A 16,634-nucleotide genomic window follows, 5' to 3' on the forward strand; every position below is an offset into this window, starting at 1 on the left:
GACACGGCGGGGCGTCAGCAACCGGCGGGACGTCTGCGCCCGGCAGGACGTCTGCGCCCGGCTGGGCTTCGGGACCCGGCGACGGCACGGCCGCCTGGCGGTCCAGCACTGCGGCGAGCCGTCGCAGGCCACGGTGGGCGGCGGTCCGGACGGCGCCGGCGCGGCGACCCAGCACCCGACCGGCGGACTCGGCGTCCAGCCCGATCACGGCCCGCAACAGGACCGCTTCGGCCTCGCGGGGCGGCAGGGTGGCGATCAGCGCCAGGGCGGCCTCGGTGCCGATCGTCTCGCCCGCCCGCTCGGCGGTGTCCGCGTCGCCTGCCAGCTCGGTGAGCGCCTGCACCGGAACCGGCAGCGACGGTCGGCGGCGCAGCCGACGCAGGTGGTCCATCGCGCGGTTGCGGGCGATGGTGACCGTCCAGGCACGGAACTCGCCGCCGGTGAAGCTGGGCAGATCGCGGGAGATCTGCAACCAGGTCTCCGAGGCGACGTCCTCGGCATCCGGACCGACCAGGGCGGTCAGGTAGCGCAGGAGGCCCGGCTGGAGGCTGCGGTAGAGGAAGCGGAAAGCGTCCTCGTCCCCGGCCTGAGCGGCGGCGACGGTTTGGGACAACTCGACGGTCATCCGCGGCTCACGGGTCGTCCGGGACCGATCTGCCGTGCCCTCCGTAGGGCGCGAACCGGCGGCCCGACCAACTCCCGCACCCGCACCGCCCTCCCGCCGAATCCGATCCCGCCCGCCTTCGGGTCGGCCGGGCAGAGTGTCAGGGCCAGCGACATGGTGGTCAGCACTCGACGCGCTGCCCGCCGGGGCGGCCCGAGCCGGGCTAACGGTAGGAGCCGACCACCGGGGTGACAAGTCGGCACTGTGTCACGGATGAGTGACAATTCTCAAGCCGGCAGGGCGGTGTGCCGGCGTAACGGGCGACCAGCGGCGAACGCTTCGCGCGCTGGTGACGGCGGTCGGTGGTGATTGCGCGTGGGGTACGCGCAGCCGTGACAGCTTTCGTCACGCGGTGTCGTCATCGCGTTACACAGAGGGCCCGTCCGCACAGGTCAGGCCGGATGGGGTGCCGACTACGGCCGTCTGGCCGGTCAGCCACGGCGCGCCGTCGCGCGCCACTCTGGGTACGGTAATGCTGTGTTGTCACCGGAGGTTGTGCTCAGCGGGCGGTACCGCCTGGACGTCCGTGTCGCCACTGGCGGCATGGGTGACGTCTGGCGTGCCACCGACCTGGTCCTCGGCCGGCAGGTCGCGGTCAAGGTCCTGCTGCCGGCGCTGGTCTCCGACCCGGATTTCATCGCTCGGTTCCGCGCCGAGGCGCGGATCATGGCGGCGCTGCGGCACCCCGGCATCGTGCAGGTGTACGACGTCGGCGAGGACGACCTGCCCGCCGGCGGTCGGGCGGACTACCTCGTCATGGAGTTCGTCGACGGTGAGCCGTTGTCCAAGCGGATCGAGGCGGCCGGCCGACTGGACGTGGCCGAGACGATGTCGATCGTGGCCCAGGCGGCTCACGCTCTGAGCGCGGCGCACCGGGGCGGCATCGTGCACCGCGACGTCAAGCCCAGCAACCTGCTGGTCCAGGAAGACGGCACTGTCGTCCTGGTCGATTTCGGCGTCGCCCGTTCCACGAACGTGACGAGCATCACCAGCACCAACGCGGTGCCGGGCACCGCCCTCTACATGGCACCCGAGCAGGCCGCCGGGCGCCCGGTCAGCGGCGCCACCGACATCTACGCGCTCGGCGCGGTCGCCTACTGCTGCCTCACCGGCGGCCCGCCGTTCACCGGTGACAACCCTCTCCAGGTCGCCGTCCGCCACCTGGACGACGAGCCGCCGGAGTTGCCGCACGACATCCCGGAGGCGGTCCGCGCGCTGGTGTCGCGGGCCCTGGCGAAGGATCCGTCCGACCGGTTCACCAGTGGCTCGGCGATGGCCGAGGCCGCCCGCACCGCGGTGACCGGTGGCGAGCCGCCGACGGCGATGGCGGCGGCGGTCCCGCTGCGCGAGGCCGGGCCGGGCGCCCGCACCGACGCGCCGATGGGCGCGGCGGTGGCGACCGCGGCAGAGATTGGGCGTCGCCGTCGTCGGGGTCCGTTGGTCGGTGCGGCCGGGGCGGTGCTTGTCGCGCTGGTGGGCCTCGGGGCGGCGTTGGGCGCGGCGGGCAACGTCGGCGACTCGCCGGCGGTCAACCTGCCGACCACCCCGCCGACGCAGGCGCCGACCCAGCAGATGGAGGTGCCGGCGGCCAACGAGGAGATCACCGAGGGCACGGGCCGCCCGAACCGGCCGTCCGTCCCGAACCGCACCCCGTCGGCCCCGGTCACCGCCACGCCGAGCGCGCAGCCCAGCGAGCCGGCGACCAGCTCGGCGCCGACGCCGGACACCAGCACGGCGCCAACCCCGACGGCCACCAGCGCGTCGCCAACCCCCCCGACCAACCCGTCGCCACCCGTCACGGAGGCACCAACATCGGCAAACCCTCCGGTGGGCCCCTGAGCCCCACAGGCACCAGTATCCCCAAAACGGACTTACGGCGCCGAAATCCTCTCTAGGCTCTTCGCAGGTCATTTCCACTGTCTGCTGCGGGAGCCTGCGTGAGCGCTGAGAAGCTTGTCGTGATCGGCCAGGGGTATGTCGGACTGCCGTTGGCGATGCGCGCCGTCGAGGCCGGGCTCGACGTGATCGGCCTCGACGTGGACGCCGACCGCGTGAAGCGGCTCGCGTCCGGCGAGTCGTTCGTCGAGGACATCCCCACCGATCGGCTGGGCCGGGCGTTGGGCAGCGGCCGATACCGCCCCAGCATCGAGTACACCGACGCCGAGGGCTTCGACATCTGCGTCATCACCGTGCCGACGCCGCTGCGCGACGGCACCCCCGACCTGAGCTTCGTCGAGCAGGCCGGCGTCGGCATCGGCCCGTACGTGCGGCCGGGCTGCACCGTCATCCTGGAGTCGACCACCTACCCGGGCACCACCGAGGAGTTGCTGCGCCCGCTGCTGGAGTCGGCAAGCGGGCTGACCAGCCCCGGCGACTTCCACCTCGGCTACAGCCCGGAGCGGATCGACCCGGGCAACCCGACCTGGCGTCTGGAGAACACCCCGAAGGTGGTCTCCGGTGTGGACTCGGCGTCGCTGGCCCGGGTGGACGGGTTCTACAAGCGTCTGGTGGAGCGCACGGTGCCGGTGGACTCCACAAAGGTCGCCGAGTTGACCAAGCTGATCGAGAACACCTTCCGCCAGGTCAACATCGCGCTGATCAACGAGCTGACGATGCTCTCGCACCACCTGGACATCGACGTGTGGCAGGCGATCGAGGCCGCCGAGACCAAGCCGTTCGGCTTCATGCCGTTCCGCCCCGGCCCCGGCGTCGGTGGGCACTGCCTGCCGATCGACCCGTGCTACCTGTCGTGGCAGGTCAAGCGCCGCCTCGGCCGGCAGTTCCGGTTCATCGAGCTGGCAAACGACGTCAACCACGAGATGCCCGAGCACGTCACGCAACGGATCATGGCGGGCCTGAACCGGGACGGCCGGGCGGTGAGCGGCGCGCGGCTGTTGCTGCTCGGCCTGTCGTACAAGAAGAACACCGGGGACATGCGGGACTCCCCCGCCGTGGACGTGGCCCGCCGCCTGCAGGGGCTCGGCGCCGACGTCCACGCCGTCGAACCGTACGCCGAGGCGCACCAGATCCCGGCCGGGGTGACTGTCGTCGGGTTGACCGAGCGGGAGATAACGGCTGCGGACGCGGTGGTGGTGGTCACCGACCACGACACCTTCGACTACGACCTGGTGGTCGAGCACGCCCGCTACGTCTTCGACACCCGCAACCGGTGCGTCGGCCCGATGGTCGAGCGCCTCTAGACCCGGCACCGCTGGCCGGTCCCGCCGCGGGGAATACGGCGGGGCCGGCCGGCGGATGTCGAACCCCACGGCCCGGCGGACCGCCGAGCCGTCCGGCGCGGCGAGCCGCCCAGGGGGCGTTACTCGGCCAGCGCCTCCACGACGGGCCGGGACAGCGCCCGGCGGGCCGGCAGCACCGATGCGAGCAGCGCGGCCACCACCGCGACACCGAGGATCACCCCGAGCTGGCGCAGCGGCAGCACCACGTGGAATTCACCGCCGAGGCGGGCCAGCACGGCCATCGCCGCCGCGCTGACCGCGGTGCCCAGCCCGACGCCGAGCACCGCGCCGACCAGCGCCATCAGCACCGCCTCCACGGCGAGCATGGCGCGCATCCGGTTGCGGTTCAGCCCGACCGCCCGCAGCACCCCGTTCTCCCGGGTGCGCTCCACCACCGACAGGCTCAGCGTGTTCGCGACGCCCACCAGGGCGATGACCACGGCGAGGCCGAGCAGTGCGGTGATGAACGCCAGCAGCATGTCGACAGTGCCGGTGAGCATCTTCTTGTACGCGCCCTGGTCGAGCAGGTTGGCGGTCGGGTAGCTGGCCAGCACCGCCTCGATCGCCTCGGTGGCGCGTTCGGCGCTCACCCCCTCGGCGGGGTCGATCTCGGCCAGGAAGCCCCGCTCGTCGGGAAAGAGGGCCGCGAAGTCGGCGTCGACCATGTCGATGACGCGACCACCTTCACGGCGGTGCGGGCCTGCTCGGGGTCGCGGTCGAGCATGAACCGCGCCCCGTCGGCCTGGACGATCATCACCGCCATGCTGTGCGCCACCACGTCGTGCAGCTCGCGGGCGATCCGGGTGCGCTCCTCGGCGACCGCCGCCCGGGACTCGGCCTCCCGCTCGCGTTCGAGGGTGGTGGCGCGTTCTTCCAGGCTGAGCACGTACAGCCGGCGGGTCCGTACGTTGAGCGCGACGAGCCACACCGCTCCGGTGACGAGCGCGTACCACAGCCCGACACCCCACCAGCTGATGCCGCTGGGGGTCTGCGCCGCGGCGAGCAGCACACCCACGGCGGCAACCGCGCCGGCCAGGATGCCGTCGCGCAGGCGTCTGCCGTACTTCACCACGCTGTAGAGCGCGATGAGGACGGCGATGTCGAAGGCGAGCGGGCCCCACCCGGCAATCACCTGGACCAGTGCGAGCGCCGCCACCACCACGGCCACCGCGCTCGGATGGGTGCGGCGCCACAGCAGCGCCACCGCCATCGCCACGCCGACGCCGGCCGCGGCCCAGCCGCCCGGCTGATTGGCCACCGCGGCAACCCCGAAGAGCACCACGGCGGCCGAGACGGCCACGTCGAAGGCGACGCCGCGCAGCGGGCGACCGAACATCGTGCGACTCACGGTCACCCAGCGTACGCGGCAGGGTGGTCGGGCCTTCTCGCTCAGCCGGCGAGGGCCTGGCGCATGCGGTGGATCTCGACGGCCTGCTCGGTGGCGACCGAGTTGGCGAACTCGTTGAGCGTCAGGTCGGAGCCGACCTTCAGCAGGTCGGTGGCCATCTGGATGGCACCCTCGTGGTGGTCGGTCATCATCCGGACGAAGAGTGTGTCGAAATCGGCGCCGCGGGCGGCGGCCAGTTGCTTGATCGCCTCCGGTGACTGCATTCCGCGCATCGTGCCGTGGTCGTGGCCAGGGGCATCAGCCGCGAGGCCACGGGTCTGCAGCCAGCCGCGCAGCATGCCCATCTCCGGGCCCTGGCTGGCCCGGATCCGGTCGGCGAGGGCCCGGATGGCCGGGTTGGCGGCCCGCTCCGGCGCCAACTCCGCCATCTCCAGGGCCTGCGCGTGGTGCGGGAGCATCATCCGGACGAACCAGACGTCCAACGAGTTGTGCGGGGCGGGGCTGGCGTCGCGGACCTCGTGGGCCGGCCGGGTGGCCGCCGGCTCTCCCGGGCGGCCGGGTGCGATAACCGTCAGGTCGGTGGGGACGGGACTGACCGTCGGCGCGGCAGTGGTGGGCGCGGAGACCGGCTGCGCGGCGCGCGTGCCGGAGTCGTCCCCCGCGCGGACCACGATGAACGCCACGAGCGGCAACAGGAGCACCAGTGTGACGATCGCGAGGATCCGTGCGCGCCGACTGGTCATGGCCACTCCCTGGGGGTCGAGGTCCTGGCGATGTTATCCATTGACGAAGAGGACGGGATGTGACCCGGGTCACATCGACACTCTTCGTCCGGCGGTAATGTGCCACCCATCGTCTCCCCCTTGCGAAGGGCCTCGCCGATGATCAGACTCCACAAGCCACGGTTACGACAAATCCGGATCGTGGCACTCGCCGCCACCGGCCTCCTCGTCGCCAGCGTCCTCACCGCACCGGCAAGCAGCGCGCAGGTCGTGTCGCAGGCAGCCCCGGCGGCCGCCGCCACCAACACGATCCCCGGCGTCGACGAGATCAGGAGCAGCCCCAACCTCCGCCAGATCGCCAACGTCCCCAAGGTCGCACCCCTGGACGCGACAAACAGCGACATCGCCTTCCAGGGCAAGTACGCCTTCGCCGGCAACTACAACGGCTTCGTCATCTACGACATCTCGCGGCCCAGCGCGCCGAAGGTCACGGCGCGGGTGCTCTGCCCGGGGTCGCAGAACGACATCTCCGTCCATGGTGACCTGCTCTTCCTCTCCACCGACTCGTCCCGCAGCGACGACTCCTGCAACAGCACCGCGCAGGGAGCGAACATCAAGGAGTCGTGGGAGGGCATCAAGATCTTCGACATCAAGAACAAGGCCAACCCGCGCTACATCAAGTCCGTCGAGACGGCCTGCGGATCGCACACCCACACGCTGGTGCCGGGCAAGGACCGCAAGGCCATCTACCTGTACGTCTCGTCGTACAGCCCGCGGGCCGAGTTCCCTGACTGCCAGCCGCCGCACGACTCCATCTCCATCGTCAAGGTGCCGCTGAAGAAGCCCACCGACGCGGCGGTCATCTCGACGCCGAACCTCTTCCCGGACGGCGGTTTCCCGGGCAGCGAGAACGGCTCGGCGACCACCGGCTGCCACGACATCACCGCCTACCCGGAGAAGGACCTGGCCGCCGGCGCCTGCATGGGTGACGGCATCCTGCTGGACATCCGCAACCGGGAGGCCCCCCGGGTGATCAACCGAGTGCAGGACACGACCAACTTCGCGTTCTGGCACTCGGCCACGTTCAACAACTCCGGCACCAAGGTGATCTTCACCGACGAGCTGGGCGGCGGCGGCGCGGCGACCTGCAACGAGGCCATCGGCCCCAACCGGGGCGCGGACGCCATCTACGACATCACCGGTCGCGGTGACGCCCGGAAGATGAAGTTCCGCAGCTACTACAAGATCCCCCGCAACAACGCCGACACCGAGAACTGCGTGGCGCACAACGGCTCGCTGATCCCGGTGCTCGGGCGGGACATCATGGTCCAGGCGTGGTACCAGGGCGGCATCTCGGTCTGGGACTTCACCGACTCGGCCAAGCCGAAGGAGATCGCGTTCTGGGAGCGGGGCCCGCTCTCGGCCGACACGCTCGTCGGCGGTGGCACCTGGTCCGCGTACTACTACAACGGATACATCTACTCCAACGACATGGTGAAGGGCCTGGACGTCCTGGAGCTGAACGACTGGCGCACCTGGACGGCCAAGCTGGTCAAGTACAAGGAGCTCAACGTGCAGACCCAGCCCAGCTACCTGGGCTGGTAGGCACCGCGCACGACGCTGGGCCCGGTCCCCGAATTCCGGGGGCCGGGCCCGGCCACGTTCCAGGGGTACGGGGGTCAGCTCGCCGGGTCTGCGGCACCCGCGCTGGTGGGACTGGTCACCACGAGGGGGCCAGCCCGGGCGGCGCGCCGGGGGTGATGCGAGCGTGATCAGCCGTGAAGCCTGTCGCCGTCGCCGACGCACCGCCCTCCCCACCCGAGCCGACCCGGCGCTGGCGTCCCCATCCTCTCGACCTGGTTGCGGTCGTCCTGGCCGTGGCGGGCGCGGCCTGCGCACTCGGCGGGTTGCTGCCCCGCGCCGAGACCGCCGACACCCTGCACCGGATTCTGCCGCTGCTGCTGTTCCTCGGCACCGTGATCGTGCTCGCCGAGTTGACCGCCGTGGCCGGGGTCTTCGACGTGCTGGCCAGCCGGCTGGCCGGCGCCGCCCGGGGCAGCTGGGCGGCGCTGTTCCTGCTCTGCGGCGGCCTGGCCGCGCTGACCACAATCGTGCTCAACCTGGACACCACGGCCGTGCTGCTCACCCCGGTGTTGCTCCCGCTGGCCCGCAGCCTGCGCGTCCCGGCCGGCCCGCTCGCGGTCACCACGGTCTGGCTGGCCAACACCGCCAGCCTGCTGCTGCCGGTGTCCAACCTGACAAACATGCTGGCCGCCGACCGGGTGGGGCTACCCCCGCTGGCGTACGCGGCGCGGATGGCGCTACCGCAGGCCGCCGCCGTGGCGGTCACCATGACGCTGCTCTGGTACGCCTGGTGGCGGCGGGAACGGCCAGCGGGCGGGCGCTTCGATCCGCCCGAGCGGCACGTACCCGCCGACCCGGTGCTGTACCGCACCGCCCTCGCGGGCTGCCTGCTGTTCGTGGCCGGCATCCTCGCCGGCGTGGAGATCGGCGTCGCCTCCACAGTCGCGCTCGCGCTCGTGCTTGTCGGATTCCTCGTCCGCTCCCCCGCCACGCTTCGTCCCGCCCTGGTGCCCGTACGCCTGCTGCTGCTCGTCACCGGCCTGTTCCTGGTGGTGCAGACCCTCGGCCGCTACGGGCTGGACGACCTTGTCGCCCGGCTGCTCGGCACCGACGGCGGAGCGGCCGGGGCGCTGCGTGCCGGAGGCACCGGGGCGCTGCTGGCCAACGCGGTCAACAACCTGCCGGCGTACCTGGCCGGCGAGTCGGTGCTTCCGGCAGGCGACGAGACCCGCCTGCTGGCCCTGCTGATCGGCACCAACATCGGGCCGCTGGCGGCACCCTGGGCGTCGCTTGCCACACTGCTCTGGTTCGAGCGGTGCCGGGCGGCCGGGGTGACAGTGCCGATGCGCCGGTTCGTGCTGACCAGCGCGCTGCTGGCCGTCACCGGCACGTTCGCCGCGGTCGGCGCGCTGCTGGTGAGCTGAGCTGAGGCGCCCGCCCGGGCGCCCCGCACCACGTGGGAAGAGATCAGCCGGTGTCCCGTCAGTCACGGTAGACGGCGAGCTGAAGTTCGGTGATGCCCTTCTCCGGGGTGTCCGGGCAGTACTCCAGGTAGAGCTCCCGGGCGAAGCCGTCGGTGCGGTAGCCGTTCTCCTCGATCCACCGGGCGAGCGTCTGCATGCTCGACTCGACGTCGTCCATCGCGCCGTGGTGGATGATGGTCGCCGCGCTGCGCAGCCCGGGCAGCTCACACATCGTGACGTCGACGGCCGCGGACGGCTCGGCGTCGACCATGACCCCGGCGTGGACGACGACGGCGTCTCCTTCCGGGTCGGCGGGCTCGTACCAGGCGATGGTGTGCCCGGCCGGGTTGACCCCGGCGTCGGACAGCCTGCGGAACAGTTCGGGGTAGAGCGGCTGGATCACCGGGCCGATGTCCTCGGCCTGGTAGCTCGGTGCGACGGCGGTCAGCTCCGCGAGGCGGACCGGCGCGATCTCCTTGAGTACGACGTCCTGGGTGGTCATCCGACCCTCCGATTCGATCATCCGGAGCCTCGCCTCGACGGCCGTCAAACGTGCGGTGTCGGCGGCCAGCTGTTCGGCAAGCTGGCTGCGGCGCAGCCGCAACATGCCGCGCAGTTCGGCCACGTCGACGGCGTCGTCGACGATCGTGCGTACCTGCTCGAGGGTGAGGCCCAGGTCCTTGAGGGCGATCACCCGGTTGAGCCGCCGCAGCTGGTCCGCGCGGTAGAATCGGTATCCGGTGTGCGGGTCGACGCTTGCCGCGCGCAGCAGGCCGATGCTGTCGTAGTGGCGCAGCATCCGCACCGACACCCGGCCGAGTCTGGCGAAGTCTCCGATGGTGAACATGGTCCTCCCACACTCGCCCCTGACATCGTGTCAGAGTCAAGCGTGGCCCCGGCGTGCTGTCAGCGGCGGGCCGGGCGGGGGCCGACCAGCCGGCGGACCATCGGTGCGGCGTTCCACTTCGCCGCCCCGACCAGGTCGCGGGCGTGCTCCAGGACTGTGTAGTCGGGCCGGTTCATCCCGTCGGCGATGGCCCGGTCCAGGTCGTTGCCGCACCGGCTCAGCACCGTGTCGAAGTCCCGGCGGACCGGCTCCAGCAGGTCGTAGCCGAACGCGCGGTGCATCCGGGCGAACAGCGGCTTGTAGAGGCGGACCCGCTCGTGCAGCCCGGACGAGTACGACATCGGGTTCTTCGGCCGCCGCAGCACGTAGTCGGGCAGCACGTCGGCGAACGCCCGGCGCACGATCCACTTCTCCTGACCGTCGCGCAGCTTCAGCTCCAGGGGCAGCCGCATCGCCAATTCCACGACGCTGAGATCGAGGAACGGCACCCGGGCCTCCACACCGTGGCCCATGGCGACCCGGTCGACCCGCTGCAACTCGGTACGGCACAGGTTGCGGATGCGGTGCAGGAACAGTCGGCGGGACGCGAGCGCGCCGACCTGGTGGTACATCGGGTAGCCGCCGAACAGTTCGTCGGAGCCGTCGCCGGTGAGCACCACCTTCACGCCCAGATCCCGCAGTCGTCGGAAGATCGGCACCGAGACGACAGCGTTGATGATGTCGCCGTACTCGGTCAGCTCGGAGATGCGGATGGCCTCGCGCACGTCGGCGAGCCGGATGTCGCGCGGGCGCAGCTCAACCACTACGTGCGGCACGTCGAGGTCGGCGGCGAGCCGTCTGGCGTACGCGACGTCGGGGCTGTCCGGCACGCCGACAGTCACCGCCACGCAGTCCGGGTGGATGTCGCGCACCTGCCGCAGGGTCAACGAGCTGTCCAGCCCGCCGGAGAGCACCACACCGACGGTGAGGTCGGTGTCGACACGCATCCGGATGGCGTCGGACAGCGCGGCGCGCACGAGCAGGGTGGCCTCGTCCGGGTCGTCGATGACCGGCAGTCCCTCGCCGATGGTGAGCAGGTCGACGTACGGGCGCAGCCGCACGTAACCGTCCGGATCGGCCCAGCCGTGGTGCCCGGGCGGCACCTCGGCGATCGGGGCGTGGTGCCCGACGAGCGCCTTGACCTCGGAGGCGAGGTAGAGGCAACCGGGCCGCCGCGACCAGTACAGGGGCTTGACCCCGAGCGGGTCGCGAGCCAGGTACGCCCGGCCGGTGGCCCGCTCGACGACGGCGAACGCGTACTCGCCGCGCAGTCGGGTCACCGCCGCCTCGCCCCACTGCTGGAACGCGGCGAGCAGCACCTCGGTGTCGCTGTGGGTGCGGAACACCTGCCCGAGGCGGGTGAGCTGGGCGCGCAACTCCCGGTAGTTGAAGATCTCGCCGTTGAAGCAGAGCAGCCAGCGCTCGTCGGTGGAGGTCCACGGCTGCACGGCCCGGTCCGGGTCCACGATCCGCAGCCGGCGGGTGCCGGCGAGCAGTCCGTTCTCGGAGCGCGTCTCGGTGACCTCACCTCGGGGGGCGAGGGCGGCGAGCATCCTCCGGAAGGTGGCCGGGTCGGCCTCGGGGCCGATACTCAACGCGATGCCGCACACCGGCTCAGACCCCCAACTCGGCCTCGTACGCCCGGCGCAGACGACGCCGGGCGGTGGGTGCGAGGCACAGGTGCCAGGCCTGTCCCTCGTCGATCACGTTCAGCTCACCGGCCTCCTGCCGGGCCAGCAGCAGCTCGGCGAGGGCCTCCCGCGCGCCGAACCGTTCGAACCAGGCCAGCTCGACGTCGACGGAGTAGCCGAGGCAGTGCCCGCTGGGCAGCATCGCCGCGTAGCCCAGACGCCGCAGGCGGTACTGGTGTTCCGTGCTGCGGACGAGGCTTGTCACCCACAGCGGCGGCGTGGCCGGCGGCGCGGTGGCGGCGAACTCCCGCCCGAGGTCGTTGAGCAGCGCCACCACCTCCCGCCGGGCGCGACGGAACAGCAGTCCCGCGGTGCGCGGGGTCGCGTCCGGCCGCAGTCGGCGGCGCAGCCCGCGCGCCGCGCGCCCGAGCACGGTGGCGGGCTGCTCCTGGTAGCGGAAGCGCAGCAGGTCGCGGCGGCGCAGCCACTCCAGGTCGACAAGCTCGGCGCTGCCGTTGACCTGGTCGTCGGTGACGAACGCCGGTGCGTCCTGCCACCACAGCACGTCGATGCGGGAGAGCAGAAAGATGCGGACCAGCGCGGTGAGGTCACGCGCCGAGGTGCGTTCGTTCGGCTGGTAGCGGGCCATTTCCAGCAGCAGCGTCTCGCGAGCGCCGAGCAGACCCTGCGGGGTGGCGTCGAGCACCGCCGCGAGGGCCGGCTCGCGCAGCCGCTGGTCGATGAGCACCTGGCGTGCTCGGGTGCTGGCCGCGTCGGCCAGGGCGCCCACCTCGACAAGCAACTCGGCCACGGCCACGCGGTAGGCGGCGAGGTCGGGCTCAATGGCGGCGGGCCGGCGGGGGGCGGTGCCAAGGGGCCGGCGGCGGGCCGGGGCGGTGGGCGACGCGGGCGTGCCGGGCTGCTGTCCCGGACTACGACTGGGCACTCGCATGACGGGGTCCCTTCTCCGGTCACGGCACTGGCGTATCGCCCTGAAACACACCGTAATCATCGGGACCGGGATGGACCGAACAATCCTCCTATCTGCCCCGAACGGAGCGCGTCAGGCGGCGGCGTGGACAGGACCGCCGAGGTCGGGCAATGAGCCATCAGTCACCGTCCGTCGTCACCAGCGCCTGCACCTCGGCGTACGACGGCAGCCTCGGCGGCACGACCAGCCGACCGTCGCGTACGCCGTCGGCGGCGGCGAGCGCGGCGCTCAACGCGGCACGAAAGAGCAGGGAGCCGGTGCTGACCCGGGCCACCCCGGCGGCGGCCAGTTCGTCCAGCCCTGGGCCTCCCGGTTGGTACAAGGCGTTCAGCGGCGCGTCGATCCGGTCGGTGAGCAGCCGCAGCGTCGCCGGGTCGACGATGCCGGGCACGAAGACCCCGTCCGCGCCGGCGGCCCGGTAGGCGCGGGCGCGGGTCAGAGTTTGCGCCAACGGGTCGTCCACCCCGAGCCACCAGGTGTCGGTGCGGGCGTTGACGAACAGGTCCGGCACCGCCGCCTTCACCGCCGCGACCTTTTCGGCGATGCACTCCGGCTCGGCAAGGGTGCCGTCGGCCCGCCCGTCCTCCAGGTTGATCCCGACCACGCCCAGCCCGGCCAACTCGGCCACGTAGCCGGCGACCGCCGCCGGGTCGTCACTGAAGCCGGCTTCGATGTCGACGCTGAGCAGCACCGGCAGGGTGGCGAGGCGGCGGGCCAGGGCGAGCGTCTCCGCGCCTGTGGAGCCGGTGCCGTCGGGTCGACCGGCGGCCGCCGCGACCCCGAGGCTTGTGGTGCCGATCGCCGGATGGCCGCGCGCCGCGAGGGCCGCCGCCGACGCGTGGTCCCAGGCGTTGGGCAGCAGCAGCGGCCGGCCGGCGCGGCCGGCGTCGTGCAGGGCGCGGAACGCCGCACACAGTTCAGCGTGGGCAGAGTTGCCGGTCATCGGACGGTCACCTCCAGGGACGTAGGCACGCGCAGGGTGGGATGCGGCTCGTGCCGCAGCACCGCATCGGTACGCCGGGACCGCTCCCGCAGCACGTCGAACACCCCGGCGGCGAGGGCGAGGGCGTGCCGGTCACCCGGGCAGCCGCGCTCCCCCGCGCCGAAGGTCAGCATCCGGGCTCCGGTTCGGCCCGGCCGGAACGCCTCCGGGTCGGTGAACTCCCGCGGGTCGCGGTTGGCAGCGTCGAAGCGCAGCAGCACCTGGCTGCCCGGCGGAAGATGCCGACCACCCAGGCGTACACCGGCGATCGTCACCCGGCGGGTGGCCCGCACCGGCGGGTCGAGCCGGAGCACCTCGGACAGCATCTCGGCGGTGTCCGCCGCCAGGGGCGGCCGGGGGGCGTCCGGTGCCAGCAGGTGGTGGGCGGCGGCGCCGATCAGACCGGCGGTCGCGTCGCACGCCTGGACGAGCAGGCCGATCAGGTTCGCCCGCACCTGCGGCGGGCCGGCCGGTGCCAGCGTCAGCAACGCCGCCACCGCCCGGTCGGCCCGCTCGACAAGCGCCGGGTCGACCCCCGGATGGTACGCGGCGGCGACGACCTCGACCGCCGACGCGGCGGCGACCGGATCGGCGTAGTCGAGCCGCCGCGCCAGCACCCGCAGCGGCACCGCCCTGGCCAGGTCACGCATCACGTCGAGGCGGTCACCTGCGGCGTCCAGGACACCTGTGGTGAGGCGGCCCGCCTCGTGTCGCAGCTCGTCCGGATCCAGGGCGGCCAACGCGTCCACTCCGATCGCCCGACGCCCGGCGTGCCGCTGCGGCGGGCTGAACCGGCTGACCTCGGAGCGCAGCCAGGCGAGAGTTCCCGCCGGACCACTGTCGACGGCCGGCACCTGAAAGGCCGGATCGGTGAGCGCCATCCGGACATCGGCATGGCGGGTCACCCACCAGCCACGACCAGGCTCGAACGAGGGTGGGCCACATGCCGGCGTTGCGGCGGCGGGCGCGATGACGGGCCAGGTGTCGGTCACCGCCCGACCGTAGGTCCCGAACCCTTCGCCCCCGACCGAACAGTCTCGCCCGCGCCCGCATGATCGTGCGCGATCCAGGATCCGGTGCCCTCAACCGCCCGGGATACCACTCCTCCTGGATCGTGTGCCCGCCTTCGCGCGGCCGGACGGCCGCGTGACGCGAACGGGTCAGGCCCGGCCGCTTGCCGGTGGTGGAGGGGTGGCGGGGACGAGGGCTTCCTCGCTGACACCAAGGGTTTCGGCCAGGGCGGTGCGGCCGACCGACGTCAACCGGACCGCGCGGCCGGCGCCGGGGGTGGTCCAGCCCAGTTCAGCGAAGCGGAGGCGGAGTGCCGCGCCGAGAGCCCCGGCCAGGTGAGGGCGGCGTTCGGTCCAGTCCAGGCAGTCGCGGACCACGGGACGCCGCGCGGCGCGCAGCACCTCCACCGGTACGCCCAACCCGGCGACCCACGCCCACCCGTCGGGCGTCAGCGCCAGCCCGCTGGCGCGGTCCAGTCGCCCGCCGGCCAGCAGCGCGTCGTACATGAGCACGCCCAACCGGCCGGCCAGGTGGTCGTAGCAGGTTCGGGCGTACGCCATCGCCGTTGCGGCGGTGGCCGCGCGCAGCGACGTGGCCGGACGGGGTTCGGCGGGCACGTGGCCGGCCAGAGCCTCGATCAGCTGGGCCACCGACGGGCCGGCGAGCCGCAGGTACCGGTGTCGGCCCTGCCGCTCTTCGACGAGCAGCCCACCTCGGACGAGCCGGGTGAGGTGCTCGCTTGCCGTCGACGGGGCGACGCCGGCCCGGCGGGCCAACTCGCCGGCGGTCCAGGCGCGGCCGTCGAGCAGGGCGACGCAGATGTCGGCACGGGTGCCGTCGGCCAGCAGCGCGGCGAGCTCGGCCATCGTCTGTCCCTCGGTGCCACCGCTCATGACCCCATCATCGCTTCAACCCGTGTCGCGTCGGTAAGGCGGATCCCGGCTCGGGCACGCGCACTCTACGGTTCTACCGCTGAGGTGACGGAGTGCCCCTGATTCATCCAGGGCACTCCATTTAGCATGATCTACGCGACAGGGCCGGTCCACAATTGTCGGATCACGTGCCGTGCTTGCGGGCCGTCGTACTCTGAAGGGGCCGCGACGCCATTGTGGCAAGTCGAGGCCCCCAGCGCTCGCACTGCGGGCGGATTGAAGTAGCCGCATGATCTGGACAAGGCTCAGAGGCAATCAGACCCCGCACCGGCTCCGCGCCGTCAGCGACCTGCAGTTTCCTGCCAGCGGTCGACAGCGTCTAGGCAACCGGTACCCCCATCTCGGCGACGACGACATCCGTCTGGTCGAAACCGCGACCCGACAGTGGTTCCGGCTCGTCGTCCGCCATTCCAGTGCGAAGCTGACAATGCCGTCGGTGGCCGTTGACGAACTGTGGCAGGAAATGACCTTGCAGGCGCGGGACTACGCCGCCTTCTGCGAGGCCGCATTCGGAGGCCCGCTGCACCGCGCGCCTCGTTCGGCGACGAATGTCGGCGCGGTCGATCGCGTTCCTCTACTCCTGGCCACTCTGAGTTACGCCCGTCGGGACGAGGGCTGTGGACCCACCGACCTACCCCTGCTGTTCCGGGTGGACCAGGAACTCCGCATCCCGCACGGCAACCGCTACCTGGCCGACTGCGGCGGACGCGGCGAGTGCTTCCCGGGCTCCGATCTGGTCTGCCTGCAACACCTCGGAGGGCCGGGCAAGCGGCCCAAGGCACCCGGCATTCGTGGTGACCTGCCCTTCAACGACGGCCACCACGGCTATGCCGGCGGCGCAGGCGGCGTGGGTGGCAGCGAGTTGTACGGCGACGGCGACGGCAGCAACTGAGACATCTCTCCGAACGGACGGCTGTGGAGGGATCAGCCCTACTGATCGGTCAACGCGGTCACCGACCGATCCGTGCCGTCGTAGCTGCGGGCCGCGACGACGGAGCCCGTCGGCCGCTGCCCACCGGCGACCGCGCGGGCCAGCCGCAGGTCCGCGTCGCGAAACCGCAGGGCCAGGCTCAGGTGCGACACCCACGCTCCGGGCCCGCGCCAGGGGCGGTGTCCGCCCCTGGCACCCCACCGGATCGATCATGAGGTTGGCGGCGGGAAAAGCCGGCTGGGACGCCGTC

At 72.1% G+C, this 16,634-nt stretch carries 15 protein-coding genes and 1 pseudogene; 5 read left to right on the plus strand and 11 right to left on the minus strand.

Annotated features, from left to right (window positions below; genetic code table 11):
• Positions 1-81: 81 nt before the first annotated feature.
• Positions 82-625 (minus strand): annotated as a pseudogene (locus tag ACFY2Q_RS22380) (RNA polymerase sigma factor); the annotation flags it as partial.
• 516 nt (positions 626-1,141) lie between these two features.
• On the opposite strand from ACFY2Q_RS22380, the gene ACFY2Q_RS22385 reads away from it, so the two are divergent.
• Both ACFY2Q_RS22385 and ACFY2Q_RS22390 read left to right on the plus strand, forming a co-directional pair.
• Complete coding sequence (locus ACFY2Q_RS22385; protein ID WP_387133262.1) at positions 1,142-2,503, plus strand: protein kinase; 1,362 nt, start codon at positions 1,142-1,144, stop codon at positions 2,501-2,503.
• A 98-nt stretch (positions 2,504-2,601) separates the two neighbouring features.
• The gene (locus ACFY2Q_RS22390; RefSeq protein ID WP_387133263.1) at positions 2,602-3,864 is read left to right on the plus strand and encodes a nucleotide sugar dehydrogenase; all 1,263 of its coding nucleotides are present in this window, start codon (positions 2,602-2,604) and stop codon (positions 3,862-3,864) included.
• Positions 3,865-3,983: 119 nt separating this feature from the next.
• On the opposite strand, the gene ACFY2Q_RS22395 is transcribed toward ACFY2Q_RS22390, so the two are convergent.
• Genes ACFY2Q_RS22395 through ACFY2Q_RS22405 form a run of 3 tightly spaced genes read right to left on the minus strand, consistent with a single transcriptional unit; the run spans position 3,984 to position 5,994 of the window.
• Positions 3,984-4,568 (minus strand): FtsX-like permease family protein, encoded by a 585-nt coding sequence (locus ACFY2Q_RS22395; RefSeq protein WP_387133264.1) that lies wholly within the window; start codon positions 4,566-4,568, stop codon positions 3,984-3,986.
• Positions 4,490-5,251: a sensor histidine kinase gene (locus ACFY2Q_RS22400; protein WP_387133266.1), complete on the minus strand. Its 762-nt coding sequence runs from the start codon at positions 5,249-5,251 to the stop codon at positions 4,490-4,492. The genes ACFY2Q_RS22395 and ACFY2Q_RS22400 overlap by 79 nt, the downstream gene beginning before the upstream one ends.
• 41 nt (positions 5,252-5,292) lie before the next feature.
• A complete protein-coding gene (locus ACFY2Q_RS22405; RefSeq protein WP_387133267.1) occupies positions 5,293-5,994 on the minus strand; it encodes a DUF305 domain-containing protein in 702 nt (233 codons plus the stop codon).
• Between the two features lie 138 nt (positions 5,995-6,132).
• Between ACFY2Q_RS22405 and ACFY2Q_RS22410 the strand changes: the two genes are divergently transcribed.
• Complete coding sequence (locus ACFY2Q_RS22410) at positions 6,133-7,578, plus strand: LVIVD repeat-containing protein (RefSeq protein ID WP_387133268.1); 1,446 nt, start codon at positions 6,133-6,135, stop codon at positions 7,576-7,578.
• Between the two features lie 173 nt (positions 7,579-7,751).
• Entirely contained in the window at positions 7,752-8,981 is a 1,230-nt protein-coding gene (locus ACFY2Q_RS22415; RefSeq protein WP_387133269.1) for an SLC13 family permease, read from the plus strand.
• Positions 8,982-9,039: 58 nt separating this feature from the next.
• Here the strand turns inward: ACFY2Q_RS22415 and ACFY2Q_RS22420 are convergent, their stop codons facing one another.
• From ACFY2Q_RS22420 to ACFY2Q_RS22445, 6 genes are all read right to left on the minus strand, one after another.
• A complete protein-coding gene (locus ACFY2Q_RS22420; protein ID WP_387133271.1) occupies positions 9,040-9,867 on the minus strand; it encodes a MerR family transcriptional regulator in 828 nt (275 codons plus the stop codon).
• Between the two features lie 59 nt (positions 9,868-9,926).
• Positions 9,927-11,516: an asparagine synthetase B family protein gene (locus ACFY2Q_RS22425; protein ID WP_387133273.1), complete on the minus strand. Its 1,590-nt coding sequence runs from the start codon at positions 11,514-11,516 to the stop codon at positions 9,927-9,929.
• Positions 11,517-11,520: 4 nt separating this feature from the next.
• On the minus strand, positions 11,521-12,489 hold the full coding sequence (locus ACFY2Q_RS22430) for a DUF5715 family protein (protein ID WP_387133275.1): 969 nt from the start codon (positions 12,487-12,489) through the stop codon (positions 11,521-11,523).
• Positions 12,490-12,646: 157 nt separating this feature from the next.
• Positions 12,647-13,471, minus strand: coding sequence for an isocitrate lyase/phosphoenolpyruvate mutase family protein (locus ACFY2Q_RS22435; RefSeq protein ID WP_387133277.1), 825 nt, complete (start codon positions 13,469-13,471; stop codon positions 12,647-12,649).
• A complete protein-coding gene (locus ACFY2Q_RS22440; RefSeq protein WP_387133279.1) occupies positions 13,468-14,502 on the minus strand; it encodes a cytochrome P450 in 1,035 nt (344 codons plus the stop codon). Before ACFY2Q_RS22440 ends, ACFY2Q_RS22435 begins: the two co-directional genes overlap by 4 nt.
• A 168-nt stretch (positions 14,503-14,670) precedes the next feature.
• The gene (locus ACFY2Q_RS22445) at positions 14,671-15,414 is read right to left on the minus strand and encodes an ArsR/SmtB family transcription factor (protein WP_387133280.1); all 744 of its coding nucleotides are present in this window, start codon (positions 15,412-15,414) and stop codon (positions 14,671-14,673) included.
• A gap of 268 nt (positions 15,415-15,682) precedes the next feature.
• Here ACFY2Q_RS22445 and ACFY2Q_RS22450 point away from each other — a divergent pair, with 268 nt between their 5' ends.
• On the plus strand, positions 15,683-16,345 hold the full coding sequence (locus ACFY2Q_RS22450) for a hypothetical protein (RefSeq protein WP_387133281.1): 663 nt from the start codon (positions 15,683-15,685) through the stop codon (positions 16,343-16,345).
• 38 nt (positions 16,346-16,383) lie between these two features.
• Here ACFY2Q_RS22450 and ACFY2Q_RS22455 read toward each other — a convergent pair whose 3' ends face one another.
• Positions 16,384-16,536 carry a hypothetical protein gene (locus ACFY2Q_RS22455; protein WP_387133283.1) on the minus strand — a complete coding sequence of 51 codons (153 nt, stop codon included), beginning with the start codon at positions 16,534-16,536 and terminating at the stop codon, positions 16,384-16,386.
• Between the last annotated feature and the right edge of the window lie 98 nt (positions 16,537-16,634).

This window comes from Micromonospora sp. NPDC000316, assembly GCF_042898885.1.
Lineage (GTDB): Bacteria > Actinomycetota > Actinomycetes > Mycobacteriales > Micromonosporaceae > Micromonospora.